General features: G+C 65.4%; 15 protein-coding genes and 3 tRNA genes. 8 read left to right on the top strand and 10 right to left on the bottom strand.

Going from position 1 to position 20,489, the window contains the following annotated elements; translation table 11 throughout:
• Positions 1-5 precede the first annotated feature (5 nt).
• Positions 6-1,403, bottom strand: coding sequence for a class II fumarate hydratase (gene fumC / locus BLV60_RS17100; protein WP_093056465.1), 1,398 nt, complete (start codon positions 1,401-1,403; stop codon positions 6-8).
• 524 nt (positions 1,404-1,927) lie between these two features.
• On the opposite strand from fumC, the gene proV reads away from it, so the two are divergent.
• The 7 genes from proV to BLV60_RS17065 all read left to right on the top strand — a co-directional run bounded on the left by proV (position 1,928) and on the right by BLV60_RS17065 (position 10,848).
• The gene (gene proV / locus BLV60_RS17095) at positions 1,928-3,181 is read left to right on the top strand and encodes a glycine betaine/L-proline ABC transporter ATP-binding protein ProV (protein WP_093056464.1); all 1,254 of its coding nucleotides are present in this window, start codon (positions 1,928-1,930) and stop codon (positions 3,179-3,181) included.
• Between the two features lie 21 nt (positions 3,182-3,202).
• Complete coding sequence (proW, locus tag BLV60_RS17090) at positions 3,203-4,348, top strand: glycine betaine/L-proline ABC transporter permease ProW (protein WP_093056463.1); 1,146 nt, start codon at positions 3,203-3,205, stop codon at positions 4,346-4,348.
• A 22-nt stretch (positions 4,349-4,370) separates the two neighbouring features.
• The gene (proX, locus tag BLV60_RS17085) at positions 4,371-5,387 is read left to right on the top strand and encodes a glycine betaine/L-proline ABC transporter substrate-binding protein ProX (RefSeq protein WP_093056462.1); all 1,017 of its coding nucleotides are present in this window, start codon (positions 4,371-4,373) and stop codon (positions 5,385-5,387) included.
• Between the two features lie 57 nt (positions 5,388-5,444).
• A complete protein-coding gene (locus tag BLV60_RS17080; RefSeq protein WP_093056461.1) occupies positions 5,445-6,998 on the top strand; it encodes a fumarate hydratase in 1,554 nt (517 codons plus the stop codon).
• Entirely contained in the window at positions 6,995-7,789 is a 795-nt protein-coding gene (gene murI, locus BLV60_RS17075; RefSeq protein ID WP_093056460.1) for a glutamate racemase, read from the top strand. The genes BLV60_RS17080 and murI overlap by 4 nt, the downstream gene beginning before the upstream one ends.
• A gap of 13 nt (positions 7,790-7,802) precedes the next feature.
• Positions 7,803-8,582: a PA3715 family protein gene (locus BLV60_RS17070; protein ID WP_093056459.1), complete on the top strand. Its 780-nt coding sequence runs from the start codon at positions 7,803-7,805 to the stop codon at positions 8,580-8,582.
• Between the two features lie 88 nt (positions 8,583-8,670).
• Positions 8,671-10,848, top strand: coding sequence for an Ig-like domain-containing domain (locus BLV60_RS17065; protein WP_093056458.1), 2,178 nt, complete (start codon positions 8,671-8,673; stop codon positions 10,846-10,848).
• Here the strand turns inward: BLV60_RS17065 and BLV60_RS17060 are convergent.
• From BLV60_RS17060 to tig, 9 genes are all read right to left on the bottom strand, one after another.
• Positions 10,845-12,146: an MFS transporter gene (locus BLV60_RS17060; protein ID WP_093056457.1), complete on the bottom strand. Its 1,302-nt coding sequence runs from the start codon at positions 12,144-12,146 to the stop codon at positions 10,845-10,847. The two genes, BLV60_RS17065 and BLV60_RS17060, sit on opposite strands and share 4 nt — an antisense overlap.
• A gap of 28 nt (positions 12,147-12,174) precedes the next feature.
• The gene (locus BLV60_RS17055) at positions 12,175-12,816 is read right to left on the bottom strand and encodes a DUF6806 family protein (RefSeq protein WP_093056456.1); all 642 of its coding nucleotides are present in this window, start codon (positions 12,814-12,816) and stop codon (positions 12,175-12,177) included.
• Positions 12,817-12,836: 20 nt separating this feature from the next.
• Positions 12,837-12,928 (bottom strand) — tRNA-Leu (locus BLV60_RS17050).
• Positions 12,929-13,028: 100 nt separating this feature from the next.
• A tRNA-Cys gene (locus BLV60_RS17045) sits at positions 13,029-13,102 on the bottom strand.
• Between the two features lie 63 nt (positions 13,103-13,165).
• Positions 13,166-13,241 (bottom strand) — tRNA-Gly (locus BLV60_RS17040).
• A gap of 61 nt (positions 13,242-13,302) precedes the next feature.
• Positions 13,303-15,744, bottom strand: a complete 2,442-nt coding sequence (gene lon, locus BLV60_RS17035; protein ID WP_093056455.1) for an endopeptidase La — start codon at positions 15,742-15,744, stop codon at positions 13,303-13,305.
• Between the two features lie 23 nt (positions 15,745-15,767).
• A complete protein-coding gene (clpX, locus tag BLV60_RS17030) occupies positions 15,768-17,033 on the bottom strand; it encodes an ATP-dependent Clp protease ATP-binding subunit ClpX (protein ID WP_007829783.1) in 1,266 nt (421 codons plus the stop codon).
• 110 nt (positions 17,034-17,143) lie between these two features.
• The gene (gene clpP, locus BLV60_RS17025; protein WP_093056454.1) at positions 17,144-17,752 is read right to left on the bottom strand and encodes an ATP-dependent Clp endopeptidase proteolytic subunit ClpP; all 609 of its coding nucleotides are present in this window, start codon (positions 17,750-17,752) and stop codon (positions 17,144-17,146) included.
• Between the two features lie 116 nt (positions 17,753-17,868).
• On the bottom strand, positions 17,869-19,185 hold the full coding sequence (gene tig, locus BLV60_RS17020; protein WP_093056453.1) for a trigger factor: 1,317 nt from the start codon (positions 19,183-19,185) through the stop codon (positions 17,869-17,871).
• A 245-nt stretch (positions 19,186-19,430) separates the two neighbouring features.
• Between tig and BLV60_RS17015 the strand changes: the two genes are divergently transcribed.
• Positions 19,431-20,438, top strand: a complete 1,008-nt coding sequence (locus BLV60_RS17015; RefSeq protein WP_143042594.1) for a tetratricopeptide repeat protein — start codon at positions 19,431-19,433, stop codon at positions 20,436-20,438.
• Positions 20,439-20,489: the final 51 nt, after the last annotated feature.

The raw sequence follows: 20,489 nt of genomic DNA, 5'->3' as shown, positions 1-20,489 counted from the left end.
CCGAATCAACGGCCAGTCATGTTCTCCGGCACCACCCACTGGTCGAACTGCTCGGCCGTAAGGTGCCCCGAGGCAATCGCCGCTTCGCGCAGGCTCGTGCCTTCCTTGTGCGCCTTCTTGGCGATGTAGGCCGACTTGTCGTAGCCGATGTGCGTGTTCAGCGCCGTCACCAGCATCAGCGAACGCTGCACCAGCTCGGTGATGCGTTCGCGATTCGGCTCGATGCCCACCGCGCAGTGGTCGTTGAAGCTCACCATGCCGTCGGCCAGCAGGCGGACGCTCTGCAGGAAGTTGTGCGCCACCATCGGACGGAACACGTTCAGCTCGAAGTTGCCCGAGGCGCCACCGATGTTGATGGCCACGTCGTTGCCGAACACCTGCGCGGCCAGCATCGTGACGGCCTCGCTCTGGGTCGGGTTGACCTTGCCCGGCATGATCGACGAGCCGGGTTCGTTCTCGGGAATGCTCAGCTCGCCGATGCCGCTGCGCGGCCCGCTCGCGAGCCAGCGCACGTCGTTGGCGATCTTGTTCATGCTGGCGGCGAGCGTCTTCAGCGCGCCGTGGGCGTGCACCAGCGCATCGACGCTGGCCATCGCTTCGAACTTGTTCGGCGCGGTCACGAACGGCAGGCCCGTGAGCTTCGCCAGCTCGGCGGCCACCTGCTCTGCATAGCCCTTGGGCGCGTTCAGCCCGGTGCCGACTGCGGTGCCGCCCAGCGCCAGTTCGCTCAGGTGCGGCAGCGCGGCGCGCACATGCGCCTCGCCGTGCGCGAGCTGCGCCACGTAGCCCGAGAACTCCTGGCCCAGCGTGAGGGGCGTGGCGTCTTGCAGGTGAGTGCGGCCGATCTTCACGATGTCGGCGAAGTCCTTGGACTTCTGCTCCAGCGTGCCGCGCAGCTTGGCAATGGCCGGCAGCAGCTTGTGCGTGATGGCCTCGACGGCGGCCACGTGCATGGCGGTCGGGAACACGTCGTTGCTCGACTGGCTGCGGTTCACATCGTCGTTGGGGTGCACGAGGCGACCTTCGCCGCGCTCGCCGCCGAGGATTTCACTGGCGCGGTTGGCCAGCACCTCGTTGACGTTCATGTTGGTCTGCGTGCCCGAGCCGGTCTGCCAGACCACCAGCGGGAACTCGCCCGGGTGCTTGCCGGCGATGACTTCGTCGGCGGCCGCCACGATGGCCTTGGTCTTCTTTTCGTCCTGCAGGCCCAGCGCGTGGTTGACCACGGCCGATGCGCGCTTGACCTGCGCCAGCGCCTTGATGATCTCGCGCGGCTGCTGCTCGCCGGAGATGTCGAAGTTCTGCAGCGAGCGCTGCGTTTGCGCGCCCCACAGCTTGTCGGCCGGCACGTCGATCGGTCCGAAGGTGTCGCGCTCGGCACGGGTCTTGGGGGAAGTCGTCATGAGAAAAAGCTCCGCAGGATCATGAAAGGTCGCGCCGCTCGGCGGGCGCGAGCCCGAGTATCGGCCAATAGGAATAGCTCGCATCTGACGGGGCCATTGGCTGGCCGCTGACATCACGATACGCCTCCCGCCTTGACCGCATCATGTCGAAAAGTTATGATCGAAGGCTTCTGACGACCAACAAGTCATGATGAGTTCGGGTTCCCCGCTCTCTTGAACTTGCAGGTCACCCCTTCACTACTCGCGGATCTCCGAATCCCGTCGCGGTGCAAGGTTCTCCCGCCGGGCCCAGCCCGGCAAACCGGCCGGATCTTTTCCGTCCCCATTGCCACGTCACGCTCATCCAGGCGGCGCCCCTCGACCAGGCCCGTTGCCCTGCGAATGAAGCATCCGGCGGGCACTGGCTTCGTCGCCATGTCGTCTTCAGTGCCTGTCGGCAGCCCATCCAATGGGCTGGGGGCGTGGTCGCGTCGCCCTTGCGGGGGTGGCGATCTGTCAACCCCTCACCAAAGGAGCCCCGACGTATGGCCAAAGGAATTCTCATCGACCATGTCTTCAAGGTGTTCGGCGACGAGCCCGAACAAGCCCTGGAGCTGGTCCGGCAAGGTTTTTCCAAGAAGGAGATCCTGGCGCGTACCGGCCAGTCGATCGGCGTGTTCGACGCCACCTTCGAAATCCAGGCCGGAGAAATCTTCGTCATCATGGGCCTCTCGGGTTCGGGCAAGTCGACGCTGGTGCGCCTCTTGAACCGGCTGATCGAACCGACCGCGGGCCGCATCGTGATCGACGGCGCGGACATCAACGAACACTCCGACACCAAGCTGCGCGCGCTGCGCCGCAAAGACATCAGCATGGTGTTCCAGTCGTTCGCGCTGATGCCGCACATGACGGTGCGCGAGAACACCGCCTTCGGCCTCGAACTCTCGGGCACGAGCAAGAAGGAGCGACTGGCGCAAGCCGACCTCGCGCTCGCGCAGGTGGGGCTGGCGGGCTGGGGCGCCAGCTATCCCGACGAGCTCTCGGGCGGCATGCAGCAGCGCGTGGGCTTGGCGCGGGCATTGGCCTCGGACCCGTCGATCCTGCTGATGGACGAGGCCTTCTCGGCCCTCGACCCGATCATCCGCACCGAGATGCAGTCGGAGCTGCTGCGGCTTCAGCAGGAGCAGCGCCGCACCATCGTCTTCATCTCGCACGACCTCGACGAGGCCATGCGCATCGGCGACCGCATCGCGATCATGAAGGACGGCCAGGTGATCCAGGTCGGCACGCCCGACGAGATCTTGCGCAGCCCCGCCAACGACTACGTGCGCAGCTTCGTACGCGGCGTGGACGCGGCAGCCGTGTTCAAGGCGGGCGACATCGCGCGCAAATCGCTCACCGTGGTGTGCGAGCACCCCGAGCGCGGTGCGCGCGCGGCGCTCAAGCTGCTGGAAGACCAGGACCGCGACTTCGCCTACGTGACGAGCCCCAACAAGCGCTTCCTCGGCGTGGTGTCGGCGGACACGCTGCGCGGCGCGCTCGATGGACATTCGGGCCCGCTGGGGCTGCAGCACGCGTTCCTCAACGAGCTGCCGCGCATCGACGCCGAAGCCCCGGTGGCAGGCCTGATCGGCCAGCTCGCGCAGGCGCCGTGCGCGCTGCCGGTAGTGGCGAGCGACGGCCGCTTCTGCGGTGCGATCAGCAAGACGACGCTGCTGAAGTTCCTCGACCGCGACACGCCGCCGATCGAGCCCGTCTTGCCCAACGCCGCACCCGCTCTCGCCGCCGAGCCGCACTGAATTCACGAAGGACCTTGAACGATGAACGACAACACACTTCCTTCCGACCTGAGCACGCCCACGGCCCCCGCCTTCGTCGATCCGTGGGAGGCGCTCTCGGCCGCGCCCGACACCTCGGCCACCAGCGCCTGGCTCGACGCGCCGGTGAACGCCGCCCACCAACTTGCGGGACAAGCCGACGCCGCCACCAGCGGCTTCCAGCTGCACCGCCTGTGGGACGGCTCCCTGCCCGTCGAATCGTGGATCAACCAGGGCCTCGGCTGGGTGGTCGAGCACTTCCGCCCCTTCTTCCAGACCGTGCGCCTTCCCATCGACAGCACGCTGAACTGGGTGCAGGGCCTGCTCACCGGCCTGCCCACGCTGGCGATGATCGCCCTCATCGGCCTCTTCGCCTGGCAGTTCGCTGGCCGCGCGCTGGCCATCGGCACCACGGTGGCGCTGCTGCTCGTGGCCATGCTCGGCATCTGGCCCGAGGCGATGGTGACGCTGTCGCTGGTGCTGACCTCCCTGGTGTTCTGCATGGTCATCGGCTTGCCGCTGGGCGTGCTGCTGGCAAGCAGCGACCGGGCGCAGCGAATCATGCGGCCGGTGCTCGACGCGATGCAGACCACGCCGGCCTTCGTGTACCTCGTGCCGGTGGTGATGCTGTTCGGCATCGGCAACGTGCCGGGTGTGATCGTGACGATCATCTTCGCGCTGGCACCGCTGGTGCGCCTGACCAACCTCGGCCTGCGCCAGGTGCGCCCCGACCTCATTGAAGCCGCACGCGCCTACGGCGCTTCGCCCTGGCAGATGCTGGTGAAGGTGCAGTTGCCGCTGGCCATGCCGTCGATCATGGCGGGCATCAACCAGGCGCTGATGCTGTCGCTGTCGATGGTCGTCATCGCATCGATGATCGCCGTGGGCGGCCTGGGCCAGATGGTGCTGCGCGGCATCGGCCGGCTCGACATGGGCCTGGCTACCGTGGGCGGGCTCGGCATCGTGCTGCTGGCGATCTCGCTGGACCGGCTGACGCAAGCCATGGGCAAGTCGCGCCGCAGCGCTGGCCGCCGCTGGTGGCACACCGGGCCGGCGGGCTTCGCGCTGCGAGTGCTGCAGCGCCTCGTGGGTTCGCCTTCGCAACCGGGCAACCAGCCGGTTCCCGCCCTGTCCACGCAAGCGCAATAAGCCGCACGGAGGAACACAACGCATGAAGAAAACCAGTTTCATCGCACGCGGCCTGCTGGCCCTCGCCTTCGTGGCCTCGGGCATGGCCGCCCATGCTGCCAACGACCTGCCCGGCAAGGGCGTTACCGTGCAGCCGCTGAAAAGCTCGCTCGCGGAAGAAGCCTTCCAGACGCTGCTGGTGATGCGCGCGCTCGAAAAGCTCGGCTACACCGTCGAGCCCATGAAAGACCTGGAGCCCGCCACCGAGCATCTGGCCATTGCCAACGGCGACGCCACCTTCATGGCCAACCACTGGAGCCTGCTGCACGCCGACTTCTACAAGAACAGCGGCGGCGACGCCAAGCTGTGGCGCAAGGGCGTGTACTCGGACGGCGCCGTGCAGGGCTACCTGATCGACCGCAAGACGGCAGAGCAGTACGGCATCACGAACATCGCACAGCTGAAGGACCCTGCCATCGCGAAGCTGTTCGACGCAGACGGCGACGGCAAGGCCGACCTGACTGGCTGCAACCCCGGCTGGGGCTGCGAGCTGGCCATCGAGAACCACCTCACGGCCTATCAGCTGCGCGACACCGTCACGCACAAGCAGGGCAGCTACGCCGCGCTGATGGCCGACACCATCGCCCGCTTCAAGCAGGACAAGCCGGTGCTGTACTACACGTGGACGCCGTACTGGGTGAGCGCCGTGCTGCGCCCGGGCGCTGACGTTGTGTGGCTGCAGGTGCCCTTCTCTTCCTCGCAAGGCTCCTCGCAGGGCGGCAACGTCGACACGCAGTTGCCCAACGGCAAGAACTACGGCTTCCAGGCGAACCAGGAGCAGATCGTCGCCAACCGGGCCTTCGCCGAGAAGAACCCGGCCGCGGCCAAGCTCTTCGAGGTGATGAAGCTGCCGATCGGCGACATCAACGCGCAGAACCTGCGCATGAGCCAGGGCGCCAACACGCAGCAGGACGTGGAGCGGCACACCGACGGGTGGATCCGGGTGCACCGTCCTCTGTTCGACGGCTGGATAGAGCAAGCCCGAGCCGCAGCGCGGTAGGCGCGTCGGCTGAGATAATCGGGGGGCGTTTCACACTCCAAAAAAACTCCCCCCACCATGACGACCACGATCCAGCAGGCCGACCTGATCGAATCGATCAGCGCCGCGCTGCAGTACATCAGCTACTACCACCCCGCCGACTACATCGCCCACCTGGCCCGCGCCTACGAGCGCGAGCAGAGCCCCGCGGCCAAGGACGCCATCGCGCAGATCCTGACCAACAGCAAGATGAGCGCCACGGGCCAGCGCCCGATCTGCCAGGACACCGGCATCGTCAACGTGTTCCTCAAGGTGGGCATGGACGTGCGCTGGGGCGGCTTCACCGGCAGCCTCGACGACGCCATCAACGAAGGCGTGCGCCGTGGCTACAACCACCCCGACAACACACTGCGCGCCTCGGTCGTGGCCGATCCGCAGTTCGACCGCAAGAACACCAAGGACAACACGCCCGCGGTGATCTTCACCGAGATCGTTCCCGGCAACACCGTTGAAGTGACGGTCGCGGCCAAGGGCGGCGGCAGCGAGAACAAGAGCAAGCTGGTCATGCTGAACCCCGGCGACAGCGTGGTCGACTGGGTGCTCAAGACAGTGCCCACCATGGGCGCCGGCTGGTGCCCGCCGGGCATGCTCGGCATCGGCATCGGCGGCACGGCCGAGAAGGCCGCGCTGATGGCCAAGGAAAGCCTGATGGACGACCTCGACATGCACGAGCTGCAGGCCAAGAAGAAGTCGGGCGCCGAGCTGAGCAAGGTCGAGGCGCTGCGCATCGAGCTGTACGAGAAGGTCAACGCGCTGGGCATCGGCGCACAGGGCTTGGGCGGCCTGGCCACCGTGCTCGACGTCAAGATCCAGATGTACCCGACGCACGCGGCGAGCAAGCCCGTTGCGATGATCCCCAACTGCGCGGCCACCCGCCACGCGCACTTCACGATGGACGGCAGCGGCCCTGTCTACCTCGACCCGCCGTCGCTCGACCTGTGGCCCGACGTGAACTGGGCGCCTGACGAGAAGAAGAGCAAGCGCGTCGACCTCGACAAGCTCACGCCCGCCGAAGTGGCGAGCTGGAAGCCGGGCGACACGCTGCTGCTCAACGGCAAGATGCTCACCGGCCGCGACGCCGCGCACAAGCGCATCCAGGACATGCTGGCCAAGGGCGAGAAGCTGCCGGTCGACTTCACCAATCGCGTCATCTATTACGTCGGCCCGGTCGATCCGGTCGGCGACGAAGCCGTGGGCCCCGCCGGTCCGACCACCGCCACGCGCATGGACGGCTTCACCGAGATGATGCTGGCGCAGACCGGCCTGATCGCGATGATCGGCAAGGCCGAGCGCGGCCCGGTTGCCATCGAGGCCATCAAGAAGCACAAGAGCGCCTACCTCATGGCCGTGGGCGGCGCCGCCTACCTCGTGAGCAAGGCCATCAAGACCGCCAAGGTCGTGGGCTTCGAAGACCTGGGCATGGAAGCGATCTATGAATTCGACGTGGTCGACATGCCCGTGACGGTGGCGGTCGATGCCGGCGGCACCAGCGCGCACATCACCGGCCCGGCCGAGTGGCAGAAGCGCATTGCCAGCGGCGAGTTCAAGACCATCATGATGGAAGAAGCTTGAGCGCTGTAGGCGTCTTCGACAGCGGAGTCGGCGGGCTCAGCGTGCTGGCCGCGCTGCGGGCCGAACTGCCGCACGAACGCTTCGTGTACTTCGCCGACACGGCCTATGCGCCGTACGGCGAGCGCGGAGACGCCTATGTGATCGAGCGCTCGCGCACCGTGGTCGAACACCTGCGGCGCGAGCACGGCATCAAGGCGCTCGTGGTGGCCTGCAACACGGCGACCACGGCCGCCATCCATCTGATGCGCGCCGAGAATCCCGACCTGCCGATCGTCGGGCTGGAACCTGGTCTCAAGCCCGCCGTGGCCGCGAGCCGCACGGGGCGCATCTCGGTGATGGCCACGCGCGGCACGCTGGCCAGCGCCAAGTACGCCACGCTGCGCGCCTCGTTCGCCGGGTCGGCTGATGTCCGTCCCGTGCCCTGCGACGGTCTCGTGAAGGCCATCGAAGGCTTCGACTCGGCAGGCATCGCGGCACTATGCGAGCGCTACATGGCCGAGGCCGGCCCCTTCGGCGATGCGCCTGGCGAAGTCGACACGGTGGTGCTTGGCTGCACCCACTACCCGCTCGTGAAGGACGAGTTGCGCCGGCATGCGCCGGCCACGCTGCGGTTCATCGACACGGGCGTGCCGGTCGCGCAGCAGACGCGGCGCCTGTTGACAGCGGCAGGCCAGCTCGCGGACAGCGGCAGTGGCGGCCTGCTTCTGCAGAGCAGCGGCGACGTCGCCGTGCTCGAAGCCGCGGCCGCGCGATGGCTCGGGCTCCCTTCTGCTGCTGCGGCCACGACCTGACCTGGTCCGAGTCATGCGTCTCCTGCGCCACGCCGCCCTCCTCCTGTGCCTCTCGGCCGCCGGCCTGAGCCACGCGGCCTGCGAGAGCGGCCTTGCCGAACGCATGCACGCCAAGCTGCATCCCAATCGCCCGCTCGACGAGCGGCTCGCGGCCTGCAAGGTCTGGCCGGCCTTTCCCGGACGCAGCATCGTCGTGCTGCCGATGCCGCGCGAAACCACCGACCGGGGCGCCAAGGTCTTCGACCTGGAAATCCTGCTGATCCAGCGCCCCGACAACGGCAACACCGATCGCGACACCGTCATCGGCCGGCTCGTGCAGCCCGAGGCACTCGACGAAGACGCCACCACGTCGATCCAGGACATCCGCATCGACACCTCGCGCTACGTGCTGTCGCCCGAGGCCCGCGCCTTCGGCCTGCGCGTGCGCTACAGGGGCAGCAACGCGCCCGGCAGCCCCCTGGCCAGCGAAACCGTGCGGCTCTACGTGCACCATGGCAAGCAGTTGCGCCAGGTGCTGCAGGAGATCGAGCTCGATCACGACCACGGCGGGTGGGACTCCACTTGCACCGGCCACTTCGAGAAGCTGCGCACCATGCTGTCGGTCGGCAAGGGCAGCAGCAACGGCTTTGCCGATCTGCAGCTGTCGCGCACGCTGCTGCAGAGCCGTGCGCAGGAGCAGGAAGACCAGGGCTGCGTGGAAAAGGCACTGCCCGCGAAGTTCGACACGGTCACGCTGCGCTATGACGGGGAGCGCTTCAAGGTGCCGAAGTCGCTGCAACAACAGACGCCCTGACGGGCAGCTGAATTAGTGCAGTTTTTCACGGTACCGTCACGCGAAAGTACCAGCATGCGCGGTTTGTCCAGAACAACAACCGCGCACCATGAACCCTCTCGCCACCTCCCGCATTCCCTTCAAACCCATGCTGCTCGCCAGTGTCCTGTCCGCGTTGCTGGCTGCGTGCGGCGGCGGTAGCGACGGAGGTGGCAGCTTCTTTCCGACCACGCCACCCGCGGCGGTCGCTCCGCCGGTGACGCAGCCGCCGGCTCCGGAGCCGGACCAGCTCGTTTCCAAAGCCGAGTTCACGCCCAATGCCAATACGACGGAGGGCTCGTCGGATGCATCAACCGCCTTCGCCCTGCCCGACGGCTTCATGCTCGTGGCCGACGACGAGGCCAACGTGCTGCACGTCTATCCGCGCGCCGGCGGGGCCGCGGTAAAGGAATGGAGCTACGAACTCGAAGGGCCGAAGCTCGGCAAGGAACTCGACCTCGAAGCCGGCACGCGCATCGGCGACACGCTGTACCTCACCGGCTCCAACAGCAACAAGAAAGACGGCAGCGACGCGCCCGACCGTTCGCACCTGTTCGCCGTGAAAGTCACGGGCACGGGGGCCACCACCGCCTTCACCTATGTCGGCCAATTTTCGGCGCTTGAAGCTCAACTCGTGGCCTGGGACGTCGCCAACGGCCACGGCCTGGGCGCCAACTATCTCGGCTTCGCCCTATCGGCCGGGGCCGGCATCGTGCCCGAACGGGTCGACGGCTTCTCAATCGAGGGCATGACCAGCGCGCCGGGCGACAGCGCCCTGTGGCTCGGCTTCCGCGCACCGCAGACCGGCACTTCCACGCGCGCGAAGGCGCTCATCGTGCCGGTGCAGAACTACGCCGCGTTGGTCGCGGGCACGGCCACGCAGGCCACATTCGGCGCTCCCATCGAACTGGAGCTCGGGGGTCGCGGCATCCGTTCGATCGACAAGGGCACCGATGGCAACTACCTGATCGTCGCTGGCCCTGCGGGCGCCGCCAGCGCGGACGTCGACCGCAACTTCGCACTCTTCGCATGGAACGGCAACCCGGACAGCGCACCGGTCGAGCTGTCGAACGACCTCGACAAGCTGCGCAAGAACACGGGCGGCAGCTTCGAATCGACCGTCGAAGTGCCCGGCCCGGTAACGGCAGGCACCGAGGTGCAACTGCTGCTGGACAACGGCGACACCGTCTGGCCGGGCCAGACAGACGCCTCGAAGGACCTGCCGCCAGCCGACCAGAAGTTCGACGGTTTCGTCGTGCGCCTGGGCCAGCCCTGGATCGACACCGCCGGCCCGGTGCTGCGCAGCGCCTCGCCCAAGGCCTCGGACGGCAGCGTCGGCGCAAACGCGAAAATCACGCTGAGCTTCAACGAAGGCGTGCGCCTGGGCGCAGGCAACCTCGTGCTGCACAAGACCGACGGTACGGTAGTCGAGAGCTTCTCGGCCAGCAGCCCAGCCACGAGCGTGCAGCGCGCGTTCAACACGATCACGCTGACGCCAAGCCAACCGCTGGCATCGTCGACCGGCTACTACGTGACCGTGGATGCCAATGCAATCGCGGATGCCAAGGGCAATGCCTACACCGGCATCGCCGACGCGACCACGCTGAGCTTCACCACCAGCGCGCCACCCGCGCTGGCCGCCGGCGACATCCTCTTCGTTGGCGCGAACGCCGACAAGACCGACGCGTTCGCCTTCGTGCTGCTCAAGCCGATGGACACGGGCACGAACATCGTGTTCACCGACCGCGACCGCACCGCCACCGACTTCAACGGCATCACCAACGAGAGCGCCTTCGTCTGGACCGCCGACCGCAGCCTGCCGGCGGGCACCATCGTGACCATCCAGCCGGATGTGAAGAACACGAATCCGATCGCCAACATCGGCACCGTGCAGGGCGCGGGAGGCGGCATCAGCGCGAGTTACGAAACGATCTACGCCTTTGTCGGCGGCACCATCGCCGGCCTGGGCACCGGCACTGCCGGCACGATCAGCGGCGTGGGAACCTACCTGGCCAGCATCACACTGGGGCCGGTGCCCAACTCGGACGCCATTCCCACCAGCTTGACGGCCGCGGGCGCCGCGATCAGCTTCGTGGACAAGTTCGATGTGCTCTACAACGGCCCGATGCTGCCAGCATCGCCGACGTCGACCGACATCGCGAACTTCGCCGCGAGCGTGAAGAACACGGCCAACTGGAAGTCCCAGAGCGGCACTGGCTGGCCTCTGACGAACAACAGCCTGTTTTAACTGCGTAGCGCGGCCTCGCGGCCGCGCCGCATATCGATCGGCAGCAGCAGCAAAAGCCCCGCCGCGAACAGCACCGCGGTCGACAAGATCGCGATGCGCTGGTTGCCGCCGGTCATCCACGTGATGGCGCCGAAGCTCAGCGGGCCGACGATGCTCGCCAGCCGCGTCGCGAAGGTCCAGAGCCCGAAGAACTCTGCGAGTTGCTGCGGCGGCGCCAGATAGCCCGTCATGGCGCGGCCGGCCGATTGACTCGATCCCATCGAGAGCCCTGCGATGGCGGCCGCCCACCAGAAACCGCCCTTGGTCGTCACCAGCGCGGCGATCACGCAGACCGCGATCCACGCGACCAGCGTGCAGGCCAGCGAGACCTTGTGGCCGATGCGGTCCTGGATGTAGCCGAAACTGAAAGCACCAAGCGCAGCCGCGATGTTGAGCACGAAGATCAGCACCATGGTTTCGCTCGCGACGAAGCCGATCACCTGCTCCGCGTAGATCGCCGCAAGCGTGATGGCCACCGCCACGCCGCCCTGGTAGCAGACCGTGCAGGCCAGCAGCCACATGAAGTCGCGATAGGCCCGGGCCTGCCGATATGTGGCGCGCAGTTGCCGCCATGCACCGCCCTGCTCCGCGCGGGCCGCCTGGGGCTTTGCGCGCTCGGGCAGCAACACGAAAGTGACGCAGGCGGCCCCACCGTAGATGACTGCCGTGATCAGCATCGTCACCGGCACGAAATGCGCCGCCGGCAAGCCCTTCGATTGCGACCACAGCACATAGGCCAGGCAGATGCCCAGCGCCAGCATGCCGCCGACGTAGCCGAAGGCCCAGCCCCATCCGCTGACCTTGCCCATGCCCTCTGCCGTGGCGAGTTCGGGCAGGAAGGCACCCGTGAGGGACTCGCCGTAGGAATAGAAGGCGTTGGAGACGATCACCAGCGCCATCGCCAGCGCGACACCGGATGCACCCGAAAAACCCGGCGTGATGGCAAGCGCCGCTGTCGCGAAGACGCATCCGATCGTCGCGAAAACGAGCACCCGCTTCTTGGCCGCGCGCAAGTCGGCCCAGGCGCCGATGGCGGGCATCGTGAGCATCACGATTGCGTAGGAGGTACTGAGCGCCGCTGTCCACGCGAAGGCGGCCCACGGCGCGCCCTTGGCAATACCACCCACGAAGTAGGCAGCGAACACGGCTGTTATGACGACCGTGGTGTAGCCCGAGTTGGCGAAGTCGTACATCGCCCAGCCGAACACCTCGCGCTTGCGAACGCCCGGGCGCAGCGCGGAGGCGGGAAACAGGGCCATGCGGCCTTGGACCGGGGCGTGGGGTTGCTTAGTGCAGGTGACGCGGACGGCGACCGCCGCCATGGCCACCGCCGCTGCCGCCACTGCCCGGTCCACCGGTGCCGCGCGGGCGCTTCCCGATTTCGAGCGAGTTCACCAGCGCGTCGAAACGATCGCTGAAGAGGCGATCGATCTCGGAGACCACGCCACCCAGCTCGGCGCCGTCGAAGTGGCGTTCCATGAGGTTGACGACGTCTTCCACCAGCAGGTCGCGTTGCACCTGCATGATCGCGGCCGGGTTCGGGCCGACGAACAGCATCAGGAAGTCGTCGCGCGATTCTTCTTCGGGGTCGCCCTCTTCCTCGTCGAAGTCGGTGTCGTAGAAGGTGACCTCGATGGCTGCGCCGCGTTCGGAGAGCTCGTTCAGGCCCATGCACATCTCGTCGAGCGCCTGGCGGAAATCTTCGTCGCCGGGCACGGTCCAGCACATCTGCAGCGTGTGGTCCTTCTGCTCGAAGCGGATGCCGGGTTCTTCTTCGTAGGTGCTCGTGGCACCGTCGGCCAGCGACTTGGCGCCAGCGTACTTCCAGAGCGGCTTGAGCGCTTCCTGGATCTGGTCGAAGGTGACGTCCGAACGCAGCGGCACGTCGCCGTGCACATGGATCTCAAATGGAGCGTTGTAGCGAGGCATCGAATGCTCCCTTGTAAGTTTGGTACCCGGAACGGGGGTCGAACCCGTATGCCCCGATTAAGGAAGCGGCGGATTTTAAGTCCGATGTGTCTACCAATTTCACCATCCGGGCGTCAGGTTGAACATCGACGATAACCCAAACAAAACAAGCCCCGGCAACGTGGGTTGGCGGGGCTTGGTAGTCGGAGTCGAATCTGGTTGAACCGAGAGAGTGGAGGCGCGACCCGGAGTCGAACCGGGCTAGACGGATTTGCAATCCGTTGCATAACCGCTTTGCTATCGCGCCACGCAGAAATACGAAATCGAACTAGCGAAAAAAAGGGAAGCTGTTGCTTCCCTTTTTCAAAACTGGAGCGGGAAAAGAGTCTCGAACTCTCGACCTCAACCTTGGCAAGGTTGCGCTCTACCAACTGAGCTATTCCCGCGTTTCGAGCCTCGAATTATATACCAGTTTTTCGAGGCTCCACAAGTTTTGCGATCAACCGGTCAGTGCTTGACCGAACCTTCCGAAGCTGGCGCCCCTGCGCGCTGCTTGGCCAGTTCTGCCACTGCAGCCGCGGATGCAGCCACTTCTTCGTCGGACAGCGGTTCGGGCATTTTCTCGAGAGCGATCTCGAGCACCTTGTCGATCCACTTCACAGGCACGATCTCGAGGCCGTTCTTCACGTTCTCGGGAATCTCCTGCAGGTCCTTGGCGTTCTCTTCCGGAATCAGCACGGTCTTGATGCCGCCGCGCAGCGCGGCCAGCAGCTTTTCCTTCAGGCCGCCGATGGCCGTCACCTCGCCGCGCAGCGTGATCTCGCCGGTCATCGCGACGTCGCTGCGCACGGGGATGCCCGTAAGTGCCGACACGAAGGCCGTGGTCATCGCCGCGCCCGCGCTCGGGCCGTCCTTCGGCGTAGCGCCATCGGGCACGTGGATGTGGATGTCGCGCTTCTCGAACGCCTCGTCCTTGATGCCCAGACGGCGCGAGCGGCTGCGCACCACCGTGCGCGCGGCCTCGACCGATTCCTTCATCACGTCGCCCAGCGAACCGGTGCGGCTGATCACGCCCTTGCCGGGCATGGTCACGGCTTCGATCGTCAGCAGGTCGCCGCCGACTTCGGTCCATGCGAGGCCAACCACCTGGCCGACCTGATTCTGCTTCTCTGCGAGGCCGAAGCTGTACTTGCGCACGCCAAGGAACTCGTTGAGATTCGTGCCGTCGACCGTGACCTTGGGCGTGAACTGCTTGAGCAACAGGCCCTTCACCACCTTGCGGCAGATCTTGGACAGTTCGCGCTCGAGCGAACGCACACCCGCTTCACGCGTGTAGTAGCGCACGATGTCACGCACGGCCTCTTCGGTGACAAGGAGTTCTTCTTCCTTGACGCCGTTGTTCTTCAACTGCTTCGGCAGCAGGTACTTGATCGCGATGTGCGTCTTCTCGTCCTCGGTGTAGCCCGAGAGGCGGATTACTTCCATGCGGTCCAGCAGCGCCGGCGGAATGTTCATCGAATTCGAGGTGGCGACGAACATCACGTCGCTCAGGTCGAAGTCAACTTCCACGTAGTGGTCGCCGAAGGTGTGGTTCTGCTCGGGGTCGAGCACTTCGAGCAACGCGCTCGAAGGGTCGCCGCGGAAGTCCGTGCCCAGCTTGTCGATTTCGTCGAGCAGGAACAGCGGATTGCGCGTGCCGATCTTGCTCAGGCCCTGCAACACCTTGCCCGGCAGTGCGCCGATATAGGTGCGACGGTGGCCGCGGATCTCGGCTTCGTCGCGCATGCCGCCCAGCGCCATGCGGGTGTACTTGCGGCCGGTCGCCTTGGCGATCGACTGCCCCAGCGAAGTCTTGCCCACGCCCGGAGGTCCTACGAGGCACAGGATCGGCGCCTTGACCTTGTCGACGCGTTGCTGCACCGCGAGATATTCGAGGATGCGGTCCTTGACCTTCTCGAGGCCGTAGTGGTCGGCATTGAGCACGGCCTCGGCATTGGCCAGATCGTGCTTGATCTTGGTCTTCTTGCTCCACGGCAGGCCGATGAGCACGTCGATGTAGTTGCGCACCACCGTGGCTTCGGCCGACATGGGCGACATCAGCTTGAGCTTCTTGAGCTCGCCCTCGGCCTTCTTCAGGCCTTCCTTCGACATCTTCGCGAGCTTGATCTTCTTCTCGATCTCCTCGATGTCCGCGCCCTCTTCGCCTTCGCCGAGCTCCTTCTGGATGGCCTTGACCTGCTCGTTGAGGTAGAAGTCGCGCTGGTTCTTTTCCATCTGGCGCTTCACGCGGCCACGGATCTTCTTGTCGACGTTGAGGATGTCGACTTCGCGCTCGAGTTGCCCGAACAGGTTCTCCAGGCGCGCCTTGACGTCGTCGAGGTCGAGCACAGCCTGCTTGTTGTCGAGCTTGAGCGGCAGGTGCGCTGCGATGGTGTCCGCAAGGCGGCCCGGATCGTCGATGCTCGAGATCGAAGTCAGGATCTCGGGCGGAATCTTCTTGTTCAGCTTGACGTACTGGTCGAACTGCTGCATCACCGCGCGGCGCAGCGCCTCGACCTCGGTACCCTTCTCGCCGCCTTCGGGCGCCTCGACGGGCGTCACGTTGGCCGAGAAGTGCGTCTCGCCGTCGTCGATGCGGTTCACGCGTGCGCGCTGCTGGCCTTCGACCAGCACCTTTACCGTGCCGTCGGGCAGCTTGAGCATCTGCAGGATGGTCGAGACGCAGCCGACCTCGAACATGTCCTCGACCGAGGGCTCGTCCTTGGCAGCGGCCTTCTGGGCCACCAGCATGATGCGGCGCTCCGCCTCCATGGCCAGCTCGAGCGCCTTGATGCTCTTGGGGCGCCCCACGAAGAGCGGGATCACCATGTGGGGAAACACCACGACGTCGCGCAGCGGCAGCAGCGGCAGGTCGAGGGCTTCGGGAGGCAGAGGGGTATGGCCAGACATGCAGATCCTTCGCGTCTTTGGCTTTAGGCCTTTTTCGCCGCTTCGCGGTACACGAGCAGCGGGGGCTTGTTTTCGTCGATGGTCGATTCCTCGACCACCACCTTGTCGACATTGGTCGCGTTCGGCAATTCGAACATGGTGTCGATCAGCGACTGTTCAAGGATCGAGCGCAAACCGCGTGCACCGGTCTTGCGGGCCAGGGCCTTGCGAGCGATCGCCTTGAGAGCCGCAGGGCGAATCTCGAGGTCCACGCCTTCCATCTGCAGCAGCTTGGTGAACTGCTTCACCACGGCATTCTTGGGCTCGGTCAGGATCTGGACCAGCGCATCCTCGCTGAGTTCCGCGAGCGATGCGACCACGGGCATGCGGCCCACGAGTTCGGGGATCAGGCCGAACTTGATCAGGTCTTCGGGTTCGACTTCGCGGAACACCTCGGTGATGCTACGTTGGGCCTTGCTCTTGACCGCGGCGCCGAAGCCAATGCCCGAGGCCTCGGTGCGGTTTTCGATGACCTTCTCCAGGCCCGCGAACGCACCGCCGCAGATGAACAGGATGTTCGTCGTGTCGATCTGCAGGAAGTCTTGATTCGGGTGCTTGCGCCCGCCTTGCGGCGGCACGCTGGCCATCGTGCCTTCGATGAGCTTCAGCAAGGCCTGCTGCACGCCCTCGCCCGACACGTCACGGGTGATCGAGGGGTTGTCGGACTTGCGCGAGATCTTGTCGATTTCGTCGATGTAGACGATGCCGCGCTGGGCGCGTTCGACTTCGTAGTTGCAGCTCTGCAGCAGCTTCTGGATGATGTTCTCGACGTCCTCGCCCACGTAACCGGCTTCGGTCAGCGTGGTGGCGTCGGCCATCACGAAAGGCACGTCGAGCATGCGCGCGAGCGTTTGAGCCAGCAGCGTCTTGCCCGAGCCCGTGGGGCCGATCAGCAGGATGTTGCTCTTGCTGAGCTCGACATCGTCGCCCTTGGCCTTTTCCTTGTGGCGCAGGCGCTTGTAGTGGTTGTAGACCGCCACCGACAGCATGCGCTTGGCCGGCTCCTGGCCGATCACGTAGTTGTCAAGGTTGGTCTTGATCTCCAGCGGAGTCGGCAGATCGCTGCGCGCTTCACGCGCTTCTTCGCCCGCCGGGAGCTCGTCGCGGATGATCTCGTTGCAAAGGTCGATGCACTCGTCGCAGATGAAGACCGAAGGGCCCGCGATCAGCTTCTTGACCTCGTGCTGGCTCTTGCCGCAGAACGAGCAATAAAGCGTTTTTTCGCTGGAAGAGCCTTTTTTATCGGCCATGGACTTTTGCCTCGTGACAGGGTATGCACAATGATAACTAAACAAAAACGGCGTTTCCCGTGTGGAAAACGCCGTTTTTTGCCATTTGGCGCCACCGGCGCCCCGCAGCTTTAACCGCGCTTGGCGACGACCTGGTCCACCAGACCGTATTCCTTGGCCTCGTCAGCCGTGAGGAAATAGTCGCGCTCGGTGTCGGCCTTGACCTTTTCCAGCGGCTGGCCGGTGCGCTCGGCCAGGATGCGATTCATCTGGTCCTTGGTGCGCAGGATGTCGCGCGCATGGATCTCGATGTCGGTCGCCTGGCCGCGTGCGCCGCCCAGCACCTGGTGGATCATGATCTTCGAGTTGGGCAGCGAGAAACGCTTTCCCTTCTCGCCGGCCGCCAGCAGGAAGGCGCCCATGCTGGCCGCAAAACCGAGGCACATGGTCGACACGTCGGGCTTGATGAACTGCATGGTGTCGTAGATCGCCATGCCGGCGCTCACGCTGCCGCCCGGGGAGTTGATGTAGAACGAGATGTCCTTGTCCGGGTTTTCGCTCTCGAGGAACAGCAGCTGGGCCACCACGAGATTGGCCGTCTGGTCGTTGACCTCGCCCACCAGGAAAATGATGCGTTCCTTGAGGAGACGCGAATAGATGTCATAAGACCGCTCGCCGCGGCCCGACTGCTCGATGACCATCGGAACCATGCCGAGGCCTTGAATTTCGTTTGCGATCATGAATTTTCTCTCCGGAAGATGGGATCGTTCACTGCTGTTTGCACTGTACGCCAGAGTGAAATGGGGCTCGTGCCGCAAAGCACAAGCCCCATTGGCGTAGCGGGCGGCGGCGGAAATCAGCCTTGCTGTTGCGCCATCAGTTCGTCGAACGACACCGACTTTTCGTTGACCTTTGCCTTGCCCAGGACGAAATCGGTCACGTTGTTCTCGATGACAACGGCTTCGACTTCGGCCAGGCGGTTGTTGTCGCTGAAGTACCAGCGCACCACGTCGGCCGGCTTTTCGTAGCTGGCGGCCAGCTCGTCGATGTGGGCCTTGATCTGCTCGGGCTTGGCCTGCAGGTTGTTAGCACGCACCAGCTCGGCCACCACGAGGCCCAGGCGCACGCGGCGCTCGGCTTGCGGGCGGAACACTTCGTCGGGGATCGGGGCCTTGTCGGCGTCCTTGATGCCGCGCTGCTTGAGCTCGGCACGAGCGCCTTCGACCATGCGGTTGACTTCCGACTGCACGCTGGCGTTCGGCAGGTCGAGCTCGGCATTGGCCACCAGGGCGTCCATCACGGCGTTCTTGTTGCGAGCCAGCAGGCGGAACTTCACTTCGCGCTCGAGGTTGCGCTTGATGTCGGCGCGCAGGCCTTCGACCGTGGCTTCGGCGATGCCGAGCGACTTGGCCAGCTGCTCGTTGACTTCGGGCAGGTGCGAGGCTTCGATCTTCTTCAGGGTGACCATGAAGTCGGCTTGCTTGCCGGCCACGTCCTTGCCGTGGTAGTCGGCCGGGAACGACAGCGGGAAGGTGCGGCTGTCGCCGGCCTTCATGCCGCGCACGGCGTCTTCGAATTCCTTCAGCATCTGGCCTTCGCCGACGACGAACTGGAAGTCTTCGGCCTTGCCGCCCTGGAAGGGCTCGCCGTCGATCTTGCCTTCGAAGTCGACGGTCACGCGGTCGTCGTCCTGCGCCACGGCGTCTTGCGCGCGCTGGGCGAAGGTGCGGCGTTGCTTGCGCAGGATGTCGAGCGTCTTGTCGATCGCGTCGTCGCCCACTTCGGCCGAGAGCTTCTCGACTTCGGCGCCGGACAGGTCGTTGATCTTGACTTCGGGGAACACTTCGAAGACCGCGTCGAAGGCCAGTTCGCCTTCAGGTGCGTCTTCTTTTTCAGTGATGCGGGGCTGGCCGGCAACGCGCAGCTTGGCTTCGTTGGCGGCTTGCGAGAAGGCCTCGCCGACCTTGTCGTTCATGACTTCGTAGTGCACCGAGTAGCCATAGCGCTGGGCCACGACGTTCATCGGCACCTTGCCGGGACGGAAGCCGTCCATCTTGACGGTGCGCGCGAGCTTCTTGAGGCGCGAATCGACTTCGGACTGGATGGTGCCGACCGGCAGGGTCAGCGTGATCTTGCGTTCGAGCTTCTCGAGAGTTTCAACGTTCACGGTCATGATGTCTTCCTTGTGAGGGGGCTGGTGCGCGGGGCCTGCATCTTTTTATCAATACAGATCAAGGACTTACACGCGCTAGCGGGATTTAAGCGGAGGCACACGCGTGCCGCGCGCAAAACTGGGCAACCCGCGATTCTAATCGGCTGGAGACACCCCTTTTGGCCAGGCCGGGGGTCTGCACGCGGAGATTTCGCCTCCATCGCCTTTACAGTGGCTGCGATTCGCCATTGCCCACAGGAATGCCCATGCCCCTACAGCGACTGTTCGCCGCCCTCGCCTTCACCCTGATCCTCGCATTCGGCATGCCCTCGCCCGCGCTGGCCAAGACCGCGGGCGCGCCGGCGACGAAAGAGCCGACCATCCAGCAGATCTACGAAGCGGCGAACGGCGGCAGGATGGCGGAAGCCGACGCGATGATCGCGAAGGTGCTGAAGAACCATCCCAACAGCGCGAAGGCCCACTACGTTCACGCCGAACTCCTCGCGATGAACGGCAAGCTCGACGACGCCAGGGACGAACTGTCCCAGGCCAAGGAGCTGTCACCGGGCCTCAAGTTCGCGAAGGCCGACTCGGTCGCCAAGCTCGAACGCAAGCTCGAGAAGCCGGCCGAGATCAAGGCCGAGCCACCGCCGCCCGTGCCCAGCCCGGTCGCCGCGCCAGCCGCTTCACCCGAGAAGGCAGATACGGCGTCGTCGTCCGGACCAATCCCCTGGACACCGATCGGCATCGTGGCCCTGTTCATCGTCGCCTACCTCATCTTCCAGCGGCGCAGGCGCGCCACCACCTTTGATGCGCCTGCCGCCGCTGGCGCGCCACGGTTCTCCAGGCCCACCAGCGATTCGTCGATGGGCTATAGCAGGGCCGACGAAGACCGGGAGTACCCCGCCTCGGCTCCCGCAACCAGCCAGGGCCCGGGCATCGGCGGTGCGCTGGCGGCCGGGGCCGTGGCAGGCGTCGGCGCGGTGGTCGCGGGGGAAGTGCTGCGCCACCTGCTGAACGACCGCTCCGACGACAACCGGGGCAGCACGATCAACATCTTCAACAACCACCGCGACAGCCACGGCAACGCCAGCATGGGCCGCAGCCTCTGGCCCTCGTCCGACCCGGAGCCGGACCAGCAACCCGACCGCAGCTTCGTGGACAACGACTTCGGCATCAAGGACACGAGCTCGTGGGACGACTCGAGCAGCAGCAGTTCCGACAGCAGCAGTGACAGCGGAAGCAGCGACAGCGGTAGCAGCAGCGATTGGTAGAAGGCAGAAAAGAAAAAGCCCCGTTCCTTGCGAAACGGGGCTTTTTCACTG

It is taken from the genome of Variovorax sp. YR634 (genome assembly GCF_900106655.1).
Taxonomy (GTDB): Bacteria; Pseudomonadota; Gammaproteobacteria; order Burkholderiales; family Burkholderiaceae_C; genus Variovorax.
Note: the sequence above shows the minus strand (reverse complement) of the source record. Positions and strands in the feature narration are given on the sequence as shown.